The sequence below is a fragment of the Peribacillus sp. FSL M8-0224 genome, from assembly GCF_038003055.1.
GTDB lineage: Bacteria > Bacillota > Bacilli > Bacillales > DSM-1321 > Peribacillus > Peribacillus frigoritolerans.
In genome coordinates this window covers 3,567,205-3,583,282 of record NZ_JBBOOJ010000001.1, presented here as the reverse complement: position 1 = coordinate 3,583,282, position 16,078 = coordinate 3,567,205, and the positions used below count along the sequence as shown (strand labels likewise).

Here is a 16,078-nt window from a genome sequence, read left to right as displayed (position 1 = left end):
CAGCCCTTTTTCATTTTTCAGATAATCTTTACACCCCCAATAAAATAATGGTAAAGCCTTTCCTCCTCCAGTTATGTTCGCATTTAATATAGGGGAGGTGCTAGGATGGCCATCAAATTACAAACCCTATTGAATCGCGCAAAGGAAAATATGGGAAGCGGTATGAACCCGGTCGTGAACGAGACGATACTCGAAGTGGTGAAATTAGCTTATGAAGCGGGGATTTTTGTTCAAATAACGGCTGGTTATCGAAGTTTCCGAGAACAAAATGAACTGTATGAACGGGGCAGAACGAATAAATCCAAGCCAATCGTGACTTATGCCAGAGGGGGGCAATCCTTGCATAACTATGGCCTTGCCGTCGATTTTGTCATCGTTGGTGATGACGGCAAGCGGACATTGTGGACAGAGGGCGAAAAGTGGACAAGGGTGGCAGCCATAGCAAAATCCCTGGGATTTGTTTGGGGAGGGGATTTTGAATTGTTCCGTGATTTTCCGCACCTTGGAATGTCAGGTGGTTTATCAACGAGAGATCTTCAAAAGGGATGGCGGCCGAATCTTGTATCAAGAGTGGCGTCAGCAATCAGTGAAATGAAGCTGAAAGGGAAAATGGATGATTCTTTTTTTTAGGAATCCGATACTAGTGACTGACATCATGTGGATGATGCGTGACAATAATCATTTAATGGGGATATCCTATGTTTTTAAAAATTAAAAATTGAAAAAACTTTTTTTATAAAATGTGGCCATGATAGGTATGTAAGCGGATACAACAAATCTTTCAATTTAGAATTATCAAAAAATTTAAAAAAACCTGTTGACTACTACCTGAAATACACGTAAGATAATCACAAATACAAGACATCAAACATAAGCGTTTCGAAAAATATGAATAATGCGAAAAGCATTGAAGAGGATAAGTAGTCTTTTAAAAAGGCAGTCACAGAGAGCCGGGTAGCTGAGAGCCGGTATTGTCCCGAAAGATGAACTCACCTTGGAGTTTCAGCTTGAACGTCAGACTAGTAGAGCTGAACGGGTGCGTACCAGTACCCGTTACCAAAACAGAGAATAGTGTAGTCTATTCAAAGTGCGCATGGAGTTTCATGCGAAAAAGGGTGGTACCGTGGAGTGGCTCATCAAGCCTTTTCACCCCTTTAACTTGCCGAGTGCAAGTACATTTGGGGTGAAAAGGCTTTTTTGTATGCTCAAAAAGCTGAAAATTCTGAATCTCGAGAAAACATTCGATTAGGAAAGCGAAGGAGGTTTTTTACGAAATGACACAAAAGTCAGTTGTTGCTGATCGGAAAAGTGGAAAGACACATTATAGTGGTGCCGAATTTCTGCTGGAAGCATTGAAAAAGGAAAATGTTGAAGTCATCTTTGGTTATCCAGGAGGTTCTGTATTGCCGATTTATGACAAGCTTTACAGTTCAGAACTTTTTCATATTTTGACAAGGCACGAACAAGGTGCGATTCATGCAGCGGAAGGATACGCCAGGATTACCGGCAAGCCGGGGGTGGTCATCGTCACATCCGGTCCAGGGGCAACGAACATCGTCACTGGTTTGGCCGATGCAATGATCGACTCTTTACCGCTAGTTGTAATTTCGGGTCAGGTAGCTACCAGTGTAATTGGCTCGGATGCTTTCCAGGAAGCTGATGTACTGGGGATTACTACCCCGATCACAAAACATAACTATCAGGTAAGGAAGCCGGAAGACCTTCCGCGCATTATAAAAGAAGCGTTTTACATCGCTTCCAGCGGCCGGCCCGGTCCAGTATTGATCGATATACCTAAGGATATGGCCATTTTGGAAGGTGTATCGACGGATGAAGAGCCAGAAATGAATCTCCCTGGCTATCAGCCAACGACCAAGCCGAATTACTTACAGATCAGAAAGCTTGTTGAAGCCGTAAGCGGGGCGAAAAGACCGGTCATTCTTGCAGGGGCAGGTGTCCTGCATGCAAAGGCCTCCCATCTATTAAAGGAATATGTCGAGCAGCAAGGCATTCCCGTCGTTCACACTTTATTGGGTCTTGGTGGCTTTCCGGCGGAACATCCACTCTTTATCGGAATGGGTGGTATGCATGGCTGCTATGCAGCGAACATGGCGTTAGCGAAATGTGATCTGTTAATCAATATCGGTGCAAGGTTCGATGATCGATTGACTGGGAATCTAGCGAAATTCGCACAGCACGCAACGGTTGCCCATATCGATATTGATCCAGCGGAAATCGGTAAAAATGTGCCGACAAAAATTCCAGTCGTCGGAAGTGCCAAAGAAGCACTCTCGGAATTGATTGCGCAAAATGGCAAGAAACCGGAAATTGATGAATGGACAACACAGCTTACTGCATGGAATGAAGAGTTCCCATTGCGTTATACCCATGAAGAAGGCGTATTGAAACCTCAGCGGGTCATCCAGATGCTTCATGAAAAAACGAATGGCGATGCCATTGTTACGACGGATGTTGGACAGCATCAAATGTGGGCAGCGCAATACTATCCATTTAACAAACCGAATTCATGGGTCACTTCCGGTGGATTGGGGACGATGGGCTTTGGCTTACCTTCGGCTCTCGGAGCGCAGCTGGCGAATCCGAAAGCGACGGTGCTTTCCATATCGGGGGATGGTGGATTCCAGATGTGCCTGCAGGAACTCTCGGTCATTGCCGAAATGAATCTGCCAATCAAAATCATCATCGTCAATAACGGTGCACTAGGGATGGTAAGACAGTGGCAGGAACTCTTTCATGATAACCGTTTCTCACACAGTATTTTTCAATCGCATCCGGATTTCGTGAAATTGGCCGATGCTTATGGAATTCCGGGATACAAGGTGACGACGGAGGAAGAAGCAAGCAACTGCCTGGATGTAGCGTTAAAGACTGATGGTCCCGTGTTGATTGATTTCCGGGTAAAACAAAACGAAAATGTCTTTCCGATGGTAGCACAAGGAAAAGGGCTAGATGAAATGGAAGGAGTTTAATCAATGAAGGGAATTCTTAGCCTCACCGTGAACAACCGGCCAGGCGTCCTTAATCGGATTACGAACCTGTTCACGAAAAGAAATTATAACATTGAAGGCATGACTGTCGGACCTTCCGAACAGGATGGCATTTCAAGGATGACCTTTGTGGTCGATGTCGATGACGAAACTGTCATTGAACAGATCACCAAGCAGCTGAATAAGCAGATCGATGTTTTGAAAGTATATGATATTACGAATCAATCGAATGTGGCGAGGGAACTTGCACTCATTAAAATATTGGTGACTACACAAACCCGAGCCGAGATTTATTCAGTCATCGAACCCTTCCGAGCTTCAGTTATTGATGTCAGTAAAGATAGCGTGACAGTCCAAATCACAGGGGAATCGGATAAAATCGAAGCCTTCATTGAACTGATCAAGCCATATGGCATCAAGGAATTGGCAAGGACAGGGACTGCCGCAATCCCGCGTGGAATGCAAATTGCACACGCTAAGAGTGCGACAATCGTATAAAACAAAAAACAAAAAACAAAAAACAAAAAACAAAAAACAAAAAACAAAAAACAAAAAACAAAAAACCAAAAACCAAAAACAAACAAAAACAATGATGAAAAGGGAGATGTAATTATTATGGCAAAAGTATATTATAACGCAGAAGCAAACGAGAATTTCTTCAACAATAAAAAGGTAGCGGTCATCGGATATGGTTCACAAGGACACGCACACGCTCAAAACCTACGTGACAGCGGTGTAGATGTAATCATCGGAATCAGAAAAGGTAAATCCTTCGATAAAGCGGTGGAAGACGGCTTTAATGTTTACACAGTGAAGGAAGCAGCTGAACAGGCAGACGTGATCATGAACCTATTACCGGATGAAACTCAGCCGAAAGTATACCAAGAAGAAATCAAACCGGTATTGCGTGCAGGTCAAGCGTTAATGTTCGCACACGGATTCAACGTCCATTTCAATCAAATCGTTCCTCCGGCAGACGTAGATGTTTTATTAGTCGCTCCAAAAGGTCCGGGACATCTTGTTCGCCGTACATATGAACAAGGTGCAGGAGTGCCGGCATTGTTCGCCATCTATCAAAATGTTACGGGTGAAGCAAGAGAATTGGCACTTGCATACGCTCGGGGAATCGGTTCTTTAAGAGCTGGCGGTTTGGAAACTACTTTCCAAGAAGAAACGGAAACAGATCTATTTGGAGAGCAAGCTGTACTTTGCGGCGGATTGACTGCCCTTGTGAAAGCTGGATTCGAAACCTTGACAGAAGCTGGATATCAACCGGAAGTAGCATATTTCGAGTGTTTGCATGAACTTAAGTTAATTATCGACCTTATGTATGAAGGCGGTATGGAAAACATGCGCTATTCCATCTCTGACACAGCTCAATGGGGAGATTTCGTTTCTGGACCACGCGTTGTGACGGAAACTACGAAAGAGGCAATGAAAGCGATCTTGAAAGACATCCAAGACGGTGAGTTCGCTAAAGGATGGATCTTGGAAAACCAAGCGAATCGTCCAGTCTTCAATGCGATCAATAATCGTGAAAACCAACATCAAATCGAAGTGGTCGGCCGTGAATTAAGAAAAATGATGCCATTCGTAAAACCACAACAAAAAGAGAAAGAAGTGGTAGCCGTTGCGAAAAATTAATATATTTGAAACCACACTTCGTGATGGGGAGCAATCCGCCGGTGTAAATTTGAATTTTACCGAAAAACTTGAAATTGCTTATCAGCTTGAAAGATTGGGTGTTGATATAATCGAAGCCGGTTTTCCGGCAGCATCCAAAGGGGATTTCAACTCCGTACAGGAAATCGCGCGCAAAATCAAAAACAGCTCTGTCACAGGGCTGGCGCGTGCTGTAAAAGGAGATATCGATGCAGCTTGGGATTCATTAAGGGGCGGCGCAGAACCAAGATTGCATACGTTCATCGCCACTTCGCCCATTCATCGTGAATATAAGTTGAAAATGTCTAAGCAGCAAGTGATTGAAAGGTCGGTTGAAATGGTTAAGTACGGAGCAGCGCGTTTTCCGATCGTACAATGGTCTGCAGAAGATGCAAGCCGTACGGAACTTGACTATTTGGCTGAAATCGTTGAAGCGGTCATTCAGGCTGGTGCCAAGGTCATTAACATCCCTGATACAGTAGGATATGCAGCTCCAATCGAATATGGCAACATTTTCAGATACCTTCGTGAACATGTTCCTTCTATTGATAAAGTTAGTTTATCTGCACACTGTCATGACGATCTTGGAATGGCGACGGCCAATTCATTGGCGGCCATCGAAGGCGGGGCTACGCAAGTCGAAGGCACAATCAACGGAATTGGTGAACGTGCCGGAAACGTGGCACTTGAAGAAGTGGCCATGGCACTCTACATCCGTAAAGATTTCTATCAAGCGGAAACGGGTCTTGTATTGAATGAAATTAAAAGGACCAGTGATTTGGTCAGCCGACTTACAGGTATGCAGGTTCCTGCTAATAAAGCAATTATTGGTGCCAATGCATACGCACATGAATCCGGCATTCACCAGGATGGCGTATTAAAAGAAAAAACGACTTACGAAATCATATCACCTGAACTAGTCGGGGTTTCGTCCAATTCACTCGTTTTAGGAAAGCATTCAGGACGCCATGCTTTCAAAGAAAGATTACAAGAGTTGAATTTTACGGTAACGGATGAGGAAATGAACTCATTATTCGTCCAGTTCAAGGAATTGGCCGATAATAAAAAGACCATGACGGATGAAGATATCGTTGCGCTGGTGCTTGAAGAGAAAGCGACGGATATCAGTTTCTATGACATGATTTCCTTACAGATTTCACATGGCACCCATCAAACGGCGACTGCGACGGTCACACTGAAAAAAGGCGATAATGAAGAGATTCAGGAAGCGGCTACAGGTGCAGGAAGTGTAGAAGCCCTATATAACACGCTTGAAAGATGTTTGGGCAAAGAGATCAACTTGCTGGACTATCGAATTCAATCGGTGGGTGGCGGAATGGATGCCCTCGCACAGGTTTTTGTGAAAATTGATTATAACGGTGTGGAAACAAGCGGCAGGGGTCTTGATCAGGACGTCTTGGAAGCATCCGCCAAAGCGTATTTGAACGCTGTTAACCGTGTGATCATCATGAAGGAACTGGAAGAAAAAGCAGTATTACAATAGGAAGGGGAGATTTCGATGAAAAGGAATATTGCGGTGCTTCAAGGAGATGGCATCGGGAAAGAAGTAACAAGAGGCGCTGTAGAAATCCTCGAAGCCGTTGCCCAAAGATATGGACACGATTTTGAATTTCAATATGGTGAGATTGGCGGAGGGGCCATCGATAGCACAGGTTCACCCCTGCCGGATGAAACAGTGGAGATTTGTAAAAACAGCGATGCGGTATTATTAGGGGCCGTTGGAGGACCTAAGTGGGATGACCAGCCTGCGCACCTAAGACCGGAACGAGGTTTGTTGAAAATCCGAAAAGATTTGAATCTTTATGCTAACATCCGTCCAATCAGCTATTATTCCAGCTTGTCGGAATCTTCTCCTCTTAAAAAGGAATTCATCGAAGATGTGGATTTCGTAATTGTCAGGGAACTAACTGGCGGCCTTTATTTCGGAAAGCCAAGTGAGCGCGTTGAAAAAGAAGGGAAAGAGGCGGTCGTCGATACACTTTTCTATCAGAAAAGCGAAATGAAGCGCATCATTGAACTTGCTTTTTCATTAGCATCGGAGCGCAAGAAAAAAGTAACATCCGTGGATAAAGCGAATGTTCTTGAATCCAGCAGGATGTGGCGTGAGACGGCTGAAGAAATTTCCAAGGACTATCCGGATGTAACCCTTGAGCATATGCTTGTTGATAATGCAGCCATGCAATTGATCAAAAACCCGAAACAATTTGATATTATCGTGACGGAGAATATGTTCGGTGATATTTTAAGCGATGAAGCGTCGGTATTGACTGGCTCGCTTGGAATGCTTCCTTCCGCCTCCATATCAACAAATGGGCCTAATCTATATGAACCGATTCATGGCTCTGCCCCGGATATCGCAGGCAAAAACCTGGCTAATCCGATTGGGACGATTTTATCGGCGGCTTCCATGCTGCGTCTATCCTTTGGTTTGGAAGATGAGGCGAAAGCAGTTGAGCAGGCGGTGGAAACGGTCCTTGAATATGGCTTGAGAACAGGCGATATCGCAAATGGCCAACCGACTATTACGTCTACCTCAGAGATGATTGCAGAAATAAAAGCAAATCTTTTAGACCAGGAAGCCATTTCCAACATCATGGGAGCTTACGCATAAACTTCTTTCACGGCCTAACATTAGGCCGTGTTTTTTAAAAAAAATACAAGATTGATCGAGGTGGGTTAGTGATGGGTAAGTCGATAATAGAGAAAATATGGGATCGCCATATTGTAAATGAAGAGGAGAATAAACCGGATTTAATTTATATAGACCTTCAATATATTCATGAAGTGACCTCTCCGCAAGCATTTGAAGGATTGAGATTAAAAGGACGCAAAGTCAGGAGACCCGATCGTACTTTCGCGACAATGGATCATAATGTGCCAACCGTTAATCGCTATTTCATCGAGGATGATATTGCAAGGAAACAACTAGAGGCGCTTGAGCAAAACTGTAAGGAGTTCGGTATCCGCCTTGCTGATTTAGACAGTCCGGATCAAGGTATCGTTCACGTTATCGGGCCGGAATTAGGGCTTACACAGCCAGGGATGACGATTGTCTGCGGAGACAGTCATACTTCCACACATGGGGCGTTTGGCTCGATTGCGTTTGGAATCGGTACGAGTGAGGTCGAGCATGTTTTGGCCACACAAACCCTATGGCAAACAAAACCCAAAACATTGAAGCTTGAGGTTAATGGCAAGCTTGGTCATGGCGTGATGGCGAAAGATGTCATTTTATATGTGATTTCTAAATTCGGCGTCGATTTCGGTACGGGGCATATCATTGAGTATTGCGGGGAAGTTTTCCGGGATATGTCAATGGAAGAAAGAATGACGGTTTGCAATATGTCGATTGAAGGCGGGGCAAGAGCAGGGCTGGTAGCTCCTGATGAAACAACGTTCTCTTATTTGAAAGGTCGTAAATATTTGCCGAAAGGCGAAGAGTTCGAGCAATGTGTTCAGGACTGGAAGTCACTTTCCAGTGATGAGGATGCTGTTTATGACCAAGAAATCATTCTTGATGGCAGCCTGATTTCACCAATGGTCAGCTGGGGGACAAATCCTGGAATGGCTAGTGGCGTGGACGGAAAAGTACCTACCTTCGCAGAAGATATCATGGATCCTAAGGAACTGAATCGAGCCATTGAGTATATGGGCCTTGAGGAAGGGATGCCGATCACGGAAATTCCCGTACAACATGTATTCATAGGGTCGTGTACCAATTCACGCATTGAGGACTTACGGCAAGCCGCAGAAATGATCGATGGCCAAACTGTTCATAAAGGGGTCCGGGCAATGGTCGTTCCTGGTTCACAAAGCGTCAAAAGGCAAGCGGAAGATGAAGGGTTGGATGAGATTTTCAAATCTGCAGGCTTTGAATGGCGCGAATCGGGCTGCAGCATGTGCCTGAGCATGAACCCTGACGTGGTTCCGGCCGGCGAGCATTGTGCCTCCACAAGCAATCGGAACTTCGAAGGCAGGCAAGGAGCTGGAGCAAGAACACACCTGGTTAGTCCGGCTATGGCTGCCGCGGCCGCCATTCATGGGAAATTTGTCGATATTAGGAATTTGAATAGAACTGAACAAGTCCAATAAGAATACGAATTAACCGGAGGTGCAGAAAATGGAACCCATTACTATATATAAAGGAAGAGCGGCGGCACTTGACCGTAAAAACGTGGATACGGACCAAATTATTCCAAAGCAATTTTTAAAAAGGATTGAGCGAAGCGGATTTGGCGAATTTTTATTCTATAACTGGCGTTTTGATGAAACTGGGAAGAAACGTCCTGATTTTGAGTTGAATCAGCCCCATAATCAAAACACGTCCATATTAATAGCAGGTGAAAATTTTGGCTGCGGATCGTCCCGTGAGCATGCCCCTTGGTCTTTGAAAGACTACGGGTTCGATATCATCATCGCTCCGTCTTATGCTGATATCTTTAAAAGTAATTGCATGAAAAATGGCATGGTCCCCATCGCTTTGACCCAGACTGAAGTAAACTATTTAATGGAGAGAGTATCGGCACCTGATTATGAGTTGACGATCGATCTTCCCAATCAGACATTGAAAGATGGGCAAGGGTTTGAAACGAGCTTTGAAATTCATCCATATTGGAAGGAAATGCTCGTCAAAGGCTGGGATGAAATTTCGATAACGCTTCAATATGATAAAGAGATTTCTGCCTATGAATCTCAAAAAAAGGCAGTATCGAGTATTTAAAAGAAAAAAGTCATTTCCCGTTCTCCTTTCTTAATTGAAAGGATGCGGGATTTTTTTTATCGGGGAAAGAAGGTATCCGCCCATATAAATTTTTGTGTTTCCAGCTATTACATGCTAAACTGTTTCTCAAAAAGCGAACGGTGAGGCGGAAAATAGGATGGATGATGAGAACAACCAAAAGAAGGCCGGAGAAACAAAGATTATCGCCTTTCCAAATCTCGGTGAGAGGCTGATAGTAAAAGGACTGGATGAGCTTGGTAACAGGAACTTTAAAGCGGCTGCACAGCTTTTTAGCCAAGCCAGGGAGTATGAGCCCGAAAATGATGAAGTTTGCATGGGACTTGTGGTCTCACTAGTTGAACTTGAGTATTACCAGGAGTCAAAAGAGTTGTGTATAGAGATGCTGAATAAAGGCATCGGCGACTATTTTCAACTGATCAATATTTATTTGATGGTACTGCTGCAATTAGGCGAGCACCAGGAAATGGTCACGACGATTGAACTGCTATTTGAAGAAAACCAAATTCCCTTTGATAAAGAGGAACATTTCGAAAAGATGCTTCAGTTCAGTAAAAGGGCCCTTGAGGATAAAAAAGAAGAGAAAGAAAGGCAAAATCAACAGCTTTCAGAGGAAATGCAGGAGGATGAACTTTTTGAAGGGAAAACGGATAATGAAATGCTTATGGTCATTTCAAAACTAACGAATATCAATATTCGACCATTTATCCCTCAAATCGAAGAATTTCTACAAAATGATGAGGGGCATCCTTTCTTCAAAACGATGCTCCTTAACATCCTTATCGACCAGGAATATAACGAGGAAATGACGGTGAGGAAATTCAATCAATCGAAGTCGGTCATCCCAAGGGAATTGAAAAGTTTGAAGGAGACGGACTTCTATAAGAAGGTAACCGGACTGGCCGAAGAGGAAATCAGTCAGGATAATCCGAGCTTATATGAAATGGTCCATAGTTTGATTGAACGTCATTCTTTTTTATTGTTTCCTTTTGAACCAGGACCTGAAAGCTTGCCTGCATGGGCAGCTGCCTACCATGCCTTGGCGGAAGAGTACATGACCGGGGAAGTTTCCGTGAGGGACTTAGCGGACCTTTACCAGGCAGATGAGGAAAGCGTTGCGGATATTCTTTCCTATATAAAAGAAATTGAAGAAATTTCTTATCCTATTATTTAAGCTATTGCTGTTGTAACAGATTGATCCTGTGGTATAATGTAGTGGTTGTAATGTATAATTCGTCTAATTTTGACGATTTCCCCATTATTTTGGGGGTATATTTGAAGGATGACTTGTTAACACTTGCAAAGCATAATCATCCAATGCTTATTATTGAAGTATATAGATTTTTGGAGGGAAACACATGTCTGTAAAATGGGAAAAACAAGAAGGTAATCAAGGCGTACTAACAATTGAAGTTGACGCTGCAAAAGTAAACGAAGGTTTAGACGCAGCTTTCAAAAAAGTAGTGAAACAAGTAAATGTACCTGGCTTCCGTAAAGGGAAAATGCCACGTCAAATGTTCGAAAAAAAATTCGGCGTAGAATCACTTTACCAAGATGCGCTTGATATCATTCTTCCAGATGCTTATGCAAATGCTGTCGAAGAAGCTGGAATTCAGCCTGTAGATCGTCCAGAAATCGACATCGAGAAAATGGAAAAAGGCGAAAACCTGATCTTCACTGCAACTGTAACAGTTAAGCCTGAAGTTAAATTAGGAGATTACAAAGGTGTTGAAGTTGAAAAATTCAATACTGAAGTAACTGACGAAGATGTTGAAAACGAATTGAAAACTTTACAAGAGCGTCAAGCTGAACTTGTCGTTAAAGAAGAAGGACAAGTTGCTGAAGGCGATACGGTTGTTCTTGACTTTGAAGGATTCGTTGATGGTGAAGCATTCGAAGGCGGAGCTTCAGAAAACCATTCATTGGAAATCGGTTCAAACTCTTTCATTCCAGGATTCGAAGAGCAACTTGTCGGTCTTGAAACTGGCGCTGAAAAAGATATCGAAGTTACATTCCCTGAAGAATACCATGCTGCTGAACTTGCAGGTAAACCAGCAGTATTCAAAGTGAAAATTCACGAAATCAAAACAAAACAACTTCCTGAGTTGGATGATGAGTTCGCGAAAGATGTCGACGACGAAGTGGAAACTTTGGCTGAACTTAAAGAAAAAACAAAGCATAAATTAGAGCATGACAAAAAACATGAAGAAGAAAACTTCATTCAAAACACTGTAATTGGTAAAGCTGTTGAAGGTGCAGAAATCGACGTTCCTGAAGCAATGATTTCAAACGAAGTTGACCGCATGATGAATGAGTTCTCTCAACGCATCCAATCTCAAGGTCTTAATTTGGAACTTTACTACCAATTCTCAGGTCAAGACGAAGAAGCTTTAAAAGCGCAAATGAAAGAAGAAGCTGAAGGACAAGTTCGTACGAGCCTGACTCTTGAAGCAATCGCAGAAGTTGAAAAACTTGAAGCGACTGACGAAGATGTAGAAGCTGAACTTGCACAAATGGCTACTATGTACAATATGGAAGTTGACGCGATCAAACAAGCTCTTGGAAACTTAGAAGGAATCAAAGGCGATCTTAAAATTAAGAAAGCAATTGACTTCTTGGTAGAAAACAGCAAAACAGTTGACGCAAAATAATTTTTATAAATAAGTAGATTTAAATATTTCCTTTAAAAAACAAGGCGCGAGTAATCGTGCCTTGTTTTATACATATTGAGAATTAGTGTAAATTTTAAATATCGGTTATTTCCTGATTGATTTTTTTTGGATTTCGGTGTAGATTAGTTCTAATACCGCATATACATATTTATACAGCAAATCCTGCTTTTAAAAATCCGAAGTTTTGGGCATGCTGGTAAAGGGCAAATACATATTGATTGATTATTGTACTTATTTAACAACTCGGACCGTGAGCATTTTTGTTACTAAACTTCCAAGAACATGATAAAATGCAAAACATACTAGGGATTTTGGAATGTTTAAGCAGATGTGTACCTAGTTTTTTTATTTACGATTAGGTACCGCTATGTAATAGAGTTGGAAGAGTATTTAAAGGGGTGAACGTACATGTTTAAATTTAATGATGAAAAAGGACAGTTAAAATGTTCTTTTTGCGGTAAAACACAAGAACAAGTCCGTAAACTGGTTGCTGGTCCAGGTGTCTATATTTGTGACGAGTGTATAGAACTTTGTACGGAGATCGTCGAAGAAGAGCTGGGAACTGATGAAGAAGTAGAATTCAGAGATGTTCCTAAACCTATGGAAATCCGTGAAATTCTTGACGAATATGTGATTGGACAAGAACAGGCAAAGAAATCTTTGGCTGTAGCTGTTTATAACCATTATAAACGTATCAATTCCAATAGCAAAGTCGACGATGTTGAGCTTTCTAAAAGTAACATCGCCCTAATCGGACCGACGGGAAGTGGGAAAACCCTTCTTGCGCAAACATTGGCACGTTTACTGAATGTTCCTTTTGCCATTGCTGATGCCACTTCCTTGACGGAAGCTGGATATGTTGGGGAAGATGTTGAAAACATCCTTCTCAAATTAATCCAAGCAGCTGATTATGATGTGGAAAAAGCGGAAAAAGGCATCATTTATATTGATGAAATCGATAAAGTTGCCCGTAAATCGGAAAATCCTTCTATTACACGTGACGTGTCTGGTGAAGGTGTGCAACAAGCTTTATTGAAAATTCTTGAAGGAACGGTTGCAAGCGTTCCGCCTCAAGGTGGACGTAAACATCCACATCAGGAATTCATCCAAATCGATACGACCAATATTTTGTTCATCTGCGGCGGTGCCTTTGATGGCATCGAACCGATCATCAAACGCCGTCTTGGTCAAAAAGTCATTGGCTTTGGCTCTGACGTGAAAAAGGATGATATTGCAGAAAAAGAATTGCTTTCCAAAGTCCTTCCTGAAGACTTGCTTCGTTTCGGATTAATTCCGGAATTCATCGGACGTCTTCCGGTAATTGCGACTCTTGAGCAATTGGATGAAGCGGCTTTGATTGAAATCCTTACACAGCCGAAAAATGCCCTTGTTAAACAATATCAAAAATTACTTGAGCTTGACGATGTTGAATTGGAATTCGAACAGGAAGCGCTAAGTGAAATTGCTAAAAAGGCAATTGAACGCAAAACTGGTGCACGTGGTCTGCGCTCCATCATCGAAGGCATCATCCTTGAAGTGATGTTCGATCTGCCTTCACGTGATGATGTTGCAAAATGTGTAATCACAGGCAGCACGATTTCGAAAAATGAATCTCCAAAGCTCGTCCTTAAAGACGGCACAACCATCAAAGGACAAGAAAAGAAAACATCTGCTTGATTTATAAGGAAAAGAAAGGCTGCCAGTTAATCCTGGCAGTCTTTTTGTTTATAGACCAAAGTTGATTGTAACGGAAGGTACGAGACTCCTGCGGGAATACGCGTACAAGGGAGACCCCGCAGGCGCAGAGCGCCGAGGGGCGGAAGCGAGTGCCTGTAGTGGAAATCAACGTTAAAACCTCAAAAAAGTAGGGTGAAACCAGTTAATTTCGAGTTGTTTACAGTCTGAGACTGCCAGTTCATTCTGGCAGTCTTTTTCTTTTCCTTTTTTTCAAATTGTTGTTGTACAGGATAAAAACGCCAATTTTTCAACACGAATTTCTTGGATAATTTCGCCCTTCCAAAGGAGATACTAACAGAAATGACAAACTAGGAGAGTGCAGGAGGGAATACGATGAATTGGACAGGATTGGCGTTGTTTATCCAGCTGTTTTTTGGGATTATTATTGGATTGTATTTTTTGAACTTATTGAAAGGCCAGCGGACACAAAAAGTTTCCATTGACCGTGATTCACGTAAGGAGATGGACCAATTACGGAAGATGAGATCGATTTCGTTAACAGAACCATTGGCAGAAAAAGTTAGACCAAGCACATTTAATGAAATCATCGGTCAAGAAGATGGGATTAAATCATTAAAAGCTGCTTTATGTGGGCCGAATCCCCAGCATGTGATAATTTACGGTCCTCCTGGGGTAGGGAAAACGGCAGCTGCCAGACTTGTTTTGGAAGAGGCGAAGAAAAATGGCAAGTCCCCTTTTAAGAATTCGGCCGTTTTTGTTGAATTGGACGCCACCACAGCCAGGTTCGATGAACGAGGGATTGCCGATCCGCTCATCGGTTCTGTGCACGATCCAATCTACCAAGGAGCCGGGGCAATGGGACAGGCAGGCATTCCGCAGCCAAAGCAGGGTGCAGTCAGCAATGCACATGGAGGCGTACTGTTCATAGATGAAATAGGGGAGCTCCACCCGATACAGATGAATAAACTGTTAAAGGTATTGGAGGATCGTAAGGTCTTTCTGGAAAGTGCCTATTATCAAGAGGAAAATCAAAATATTCCCACTCACATCCATGATATTTTTAAAAATGGACTGCCCGCTGACTTTCGGTTGATTGGAGCTACTACAAGAACACCAAATGAAATCGCACCTGCTATACGTTCAAGATGCATAGAAGTGTTTTTCCGTGAACTGGACCGGGAAGAAATAATCGCCGTGGCCAAGAATGCCTCAGATAAAGTGGGGATCACCATCAGTGAAAAAGGCTTGCAATCGATTTCGGATTATGCCCGAAATGGCAGGGAAGCTGTCAACATGATTCAGACTCTTGCAGGAATATCAATTAATGAAAACAGGACTTTCATCAGGGAAGAAGATATAGATTGGATGGCCCATAGCAGCCAGCTGACCCAAAGAATGGACAGGAAAATAGAAGCGAATTCCAAAATAGGCCTTGTCAATGGTCTTGCAGTCTATGGTCCAAACAGCGGGGCATTGCTGGAAATTGAGGTTACGGTCATGGCTGCCTCTGATGAAAAAGGTTCGATAAACATTACCGGTATCGTTGAGGAAGAAAGTATCGGCGGCGGGAGTGGCAAATCGGTTCGACGCAAGAGCATGGCGAAAGGTTCGATTGAAAATGTCATTACGGTTTTACGTTCGATGGGAGTGCCTGCCGATCAATTCGATATCCATGTGAACTTTCCGGGCGGAAGTCCAGTGGATGGCCCTTCAGCAGGAATTGCAATGGCCACAGGCATATACTCGGCCATTTATAAAATCCCTGTTGACCATACTATGGCGATGACTGGGGAAATAAGCATTCATGGCGGCGTTAAACCGATTGGCGGTGTCATTCCGAAAATCAAGGCGGCTAAACTTGCCGGGGCAAAAAAGGTAATCATCCCAGCCGAAAACATGCAGCCGCTTCTATCTGAAATCAAGGATATAGAAATCATTCCTGTTTCGAATGTGAAAGAAGTGCTGGATCAGGCACTGAAGAAAGAATTGATGTCGGAACAAATCCTCACAACCTTGGACCTATCAAAAAAAGAAAGTGTATAAAGGATATGCCCCGGCTAAAAATAGAACCGGGGCATTTTAAGGACCATATTGGCGTTCACGGCCACCCTGCCGTAAAAAATAAACACGCATTCAGGCGTGCTTTTTTATCTAATATTGGAGATAATAATAGCAGTCGAAACGTGTTAAGGTAAACGAATAGACACTTCTATATAAATAGGATAGAATTGTTAAAAGGTTGAGAACATGGGTAAATAGTTTACAACGACGATACTAAA

The 16,078-nt window shown here is 42.9% G+C and carries 12 protein-coding genes and 1 other annotated feature; all 12 genes read left to right on the top strand.

The genetic code is table 11. The features are described from left to right. Nucleotides 1-105: 105 nt before the first annotated feature. The 12 genes from MKX49_RS17190 (at nt 106) to lonB (ending at nt 15,842) form a co-directional block, all read left to right on the top strand. Nucleotides 106-630 (top strand): M15 family metallopeptidase, encoded by a 525-nt coding sequence (locus MKX49_RS17190; RefSeq protein ID WP_340877142.1) that lies wholly within the window; start codon nt 106-108, stop codon nt 628-630. Between the two features lie 268 nt (nt 631-898). Next, nucleotides 899-1,157 (top strand) — a binding site (T-box leader). Nucleotides 1,158-1,274: 117 nt separating this feature from the next. Further along, nucleotides 1,275-2,990: an acetolactate synthase large subunit gene (gene ilvB, locus MKX49_RS17185; RefSeq protein WP_323596486.1), complete on the top strand. Its 1,716-nt coding sequence runs from the start codon at nt 1,275-1,277 to the stop codon at nt 2,988-2,990. 3 nt (nt 2,991-2,993) lie between these two features. Further along, nucleotides 2,994-3,506, top strand: coding sequence for an acetolactate synthase small subunit (gene ilvN, locus MKX49_RS17180; protein ID WP_340877139.1), 513 nt, complete (start codon nt 2,994-2,996; stop codon nt 3,504-3,506). Nucleotides 3,507-3,623: 117 nt separating this feature from the next. Beyond that, nucleotides 3,624-4,652: a ketol-acid reductoisomerase gene (gene ilvC, locus MKX49_RS17175; protein ID WP_048688871.1), complete on the top strand. Its 1,029-nt coding sequence runs from the start codon at nt 3,624-3,626 to the stop codon at nt 4,650-4,652. Next, entirely contained in the window at nt 4,639-6,174 is a 1,536-nt protein-coding gene (locus MKX49_RS17170) for a 2-isopropylmalate synthase (RefSeq protein WP_048688874.1), read from the top strand. The genes ilvC and MKX49_RS17170 overlap by 14 nt, the downstream gene beginning before the upstream one ends. A gap of 15 nt (nt 6,175-6,189) precedes the next feature. Then, a complete protein-coding gene (gene leuB / locus MKX49_RS17165) occupies nt 6,190-7,302 on the top strand; it encodes a 3-isopropylmalate dehydrogenase (protein WP_048688876.1) in 1,113 nt (370 codons plus the stop codon). Nucleotides 7,303-7,373: 71 nt separating this feature from the next. Then, nucleotides 7,374-8,783: a 3-isopropylmalate dehydratase large subunit gene (leuC, locus tag MKX49_RS17160; protein WP_048688879.1), complete on the top strand. Its 1,410-nt coding sequence runs from the start codon at nt 7,374-7,376 to the stop codon at nt 8,781-8,783. A 28-nt stretch (nt 8,784-8,811) separates the two neighbouring features. Further along, nucleotides 8,812-9,411, top strand: coding sequence for a 3-isopropylmalate dehydratase small subunit (gene leuD, locus MKX49_RS17155; RefSeq protein WP_034308930.1), 600 nt, complete (start codon nt 8,812-8,814; stop codon nt 9,409-9,411). Between the two features lie 157 nt (nt 9,412-9,568). Then, nucleotides 9,569-10,603, top strand: coding sequence for a tetratricopeptide repeat protein (locus tag MKX49_RS17150; protein ID WP_048688882.1), 1,035 nt, complete (start codon nt 9,569-9,571; stop codon nt 10,601-10,603). A gap of 184 nt (nt 10,604-10,787) precedes the next feature. Continuing rightward, nucleotides 10,788-12,080 (top strand): trigger factor, encoded by a 1,293-nt coding sequence (gene tig / locus MKX49_RS17145; RefSeq protein ID WP_034308928.1) that lies wholly within the window; start codon nt 10,788-10,790, stop codon nt 12,078-12,080. A 429-nt stretch (nt 12,081-12,509) separates the two neighbouring features. Continuing rightward, entirely contained in the window at nt 12,510-13,778 is a 1,269-nt protein-coding gene (gene clpX / locus MKX49_RS17140) for an ATP-dependent protease ATP-binding subunit ClpX (RefSeq protein WP_034308926.1), read from the top strand. 393 nt (nt 13,779-14,171) lie between these two features. After that, complete coding sequence (gene lonB / locus MKX49_RS17135; protein WP_048688888.1) at nt 14,172-15,842, top strand: ATP-dependent protease LonB; 1,671 nt, start codon at nt 14,172-14,174, stop codon at nt 15,840-15,842. The last annotated feature ends 236 nt before the right edge of the window (nt 15,843-16,078 follow it).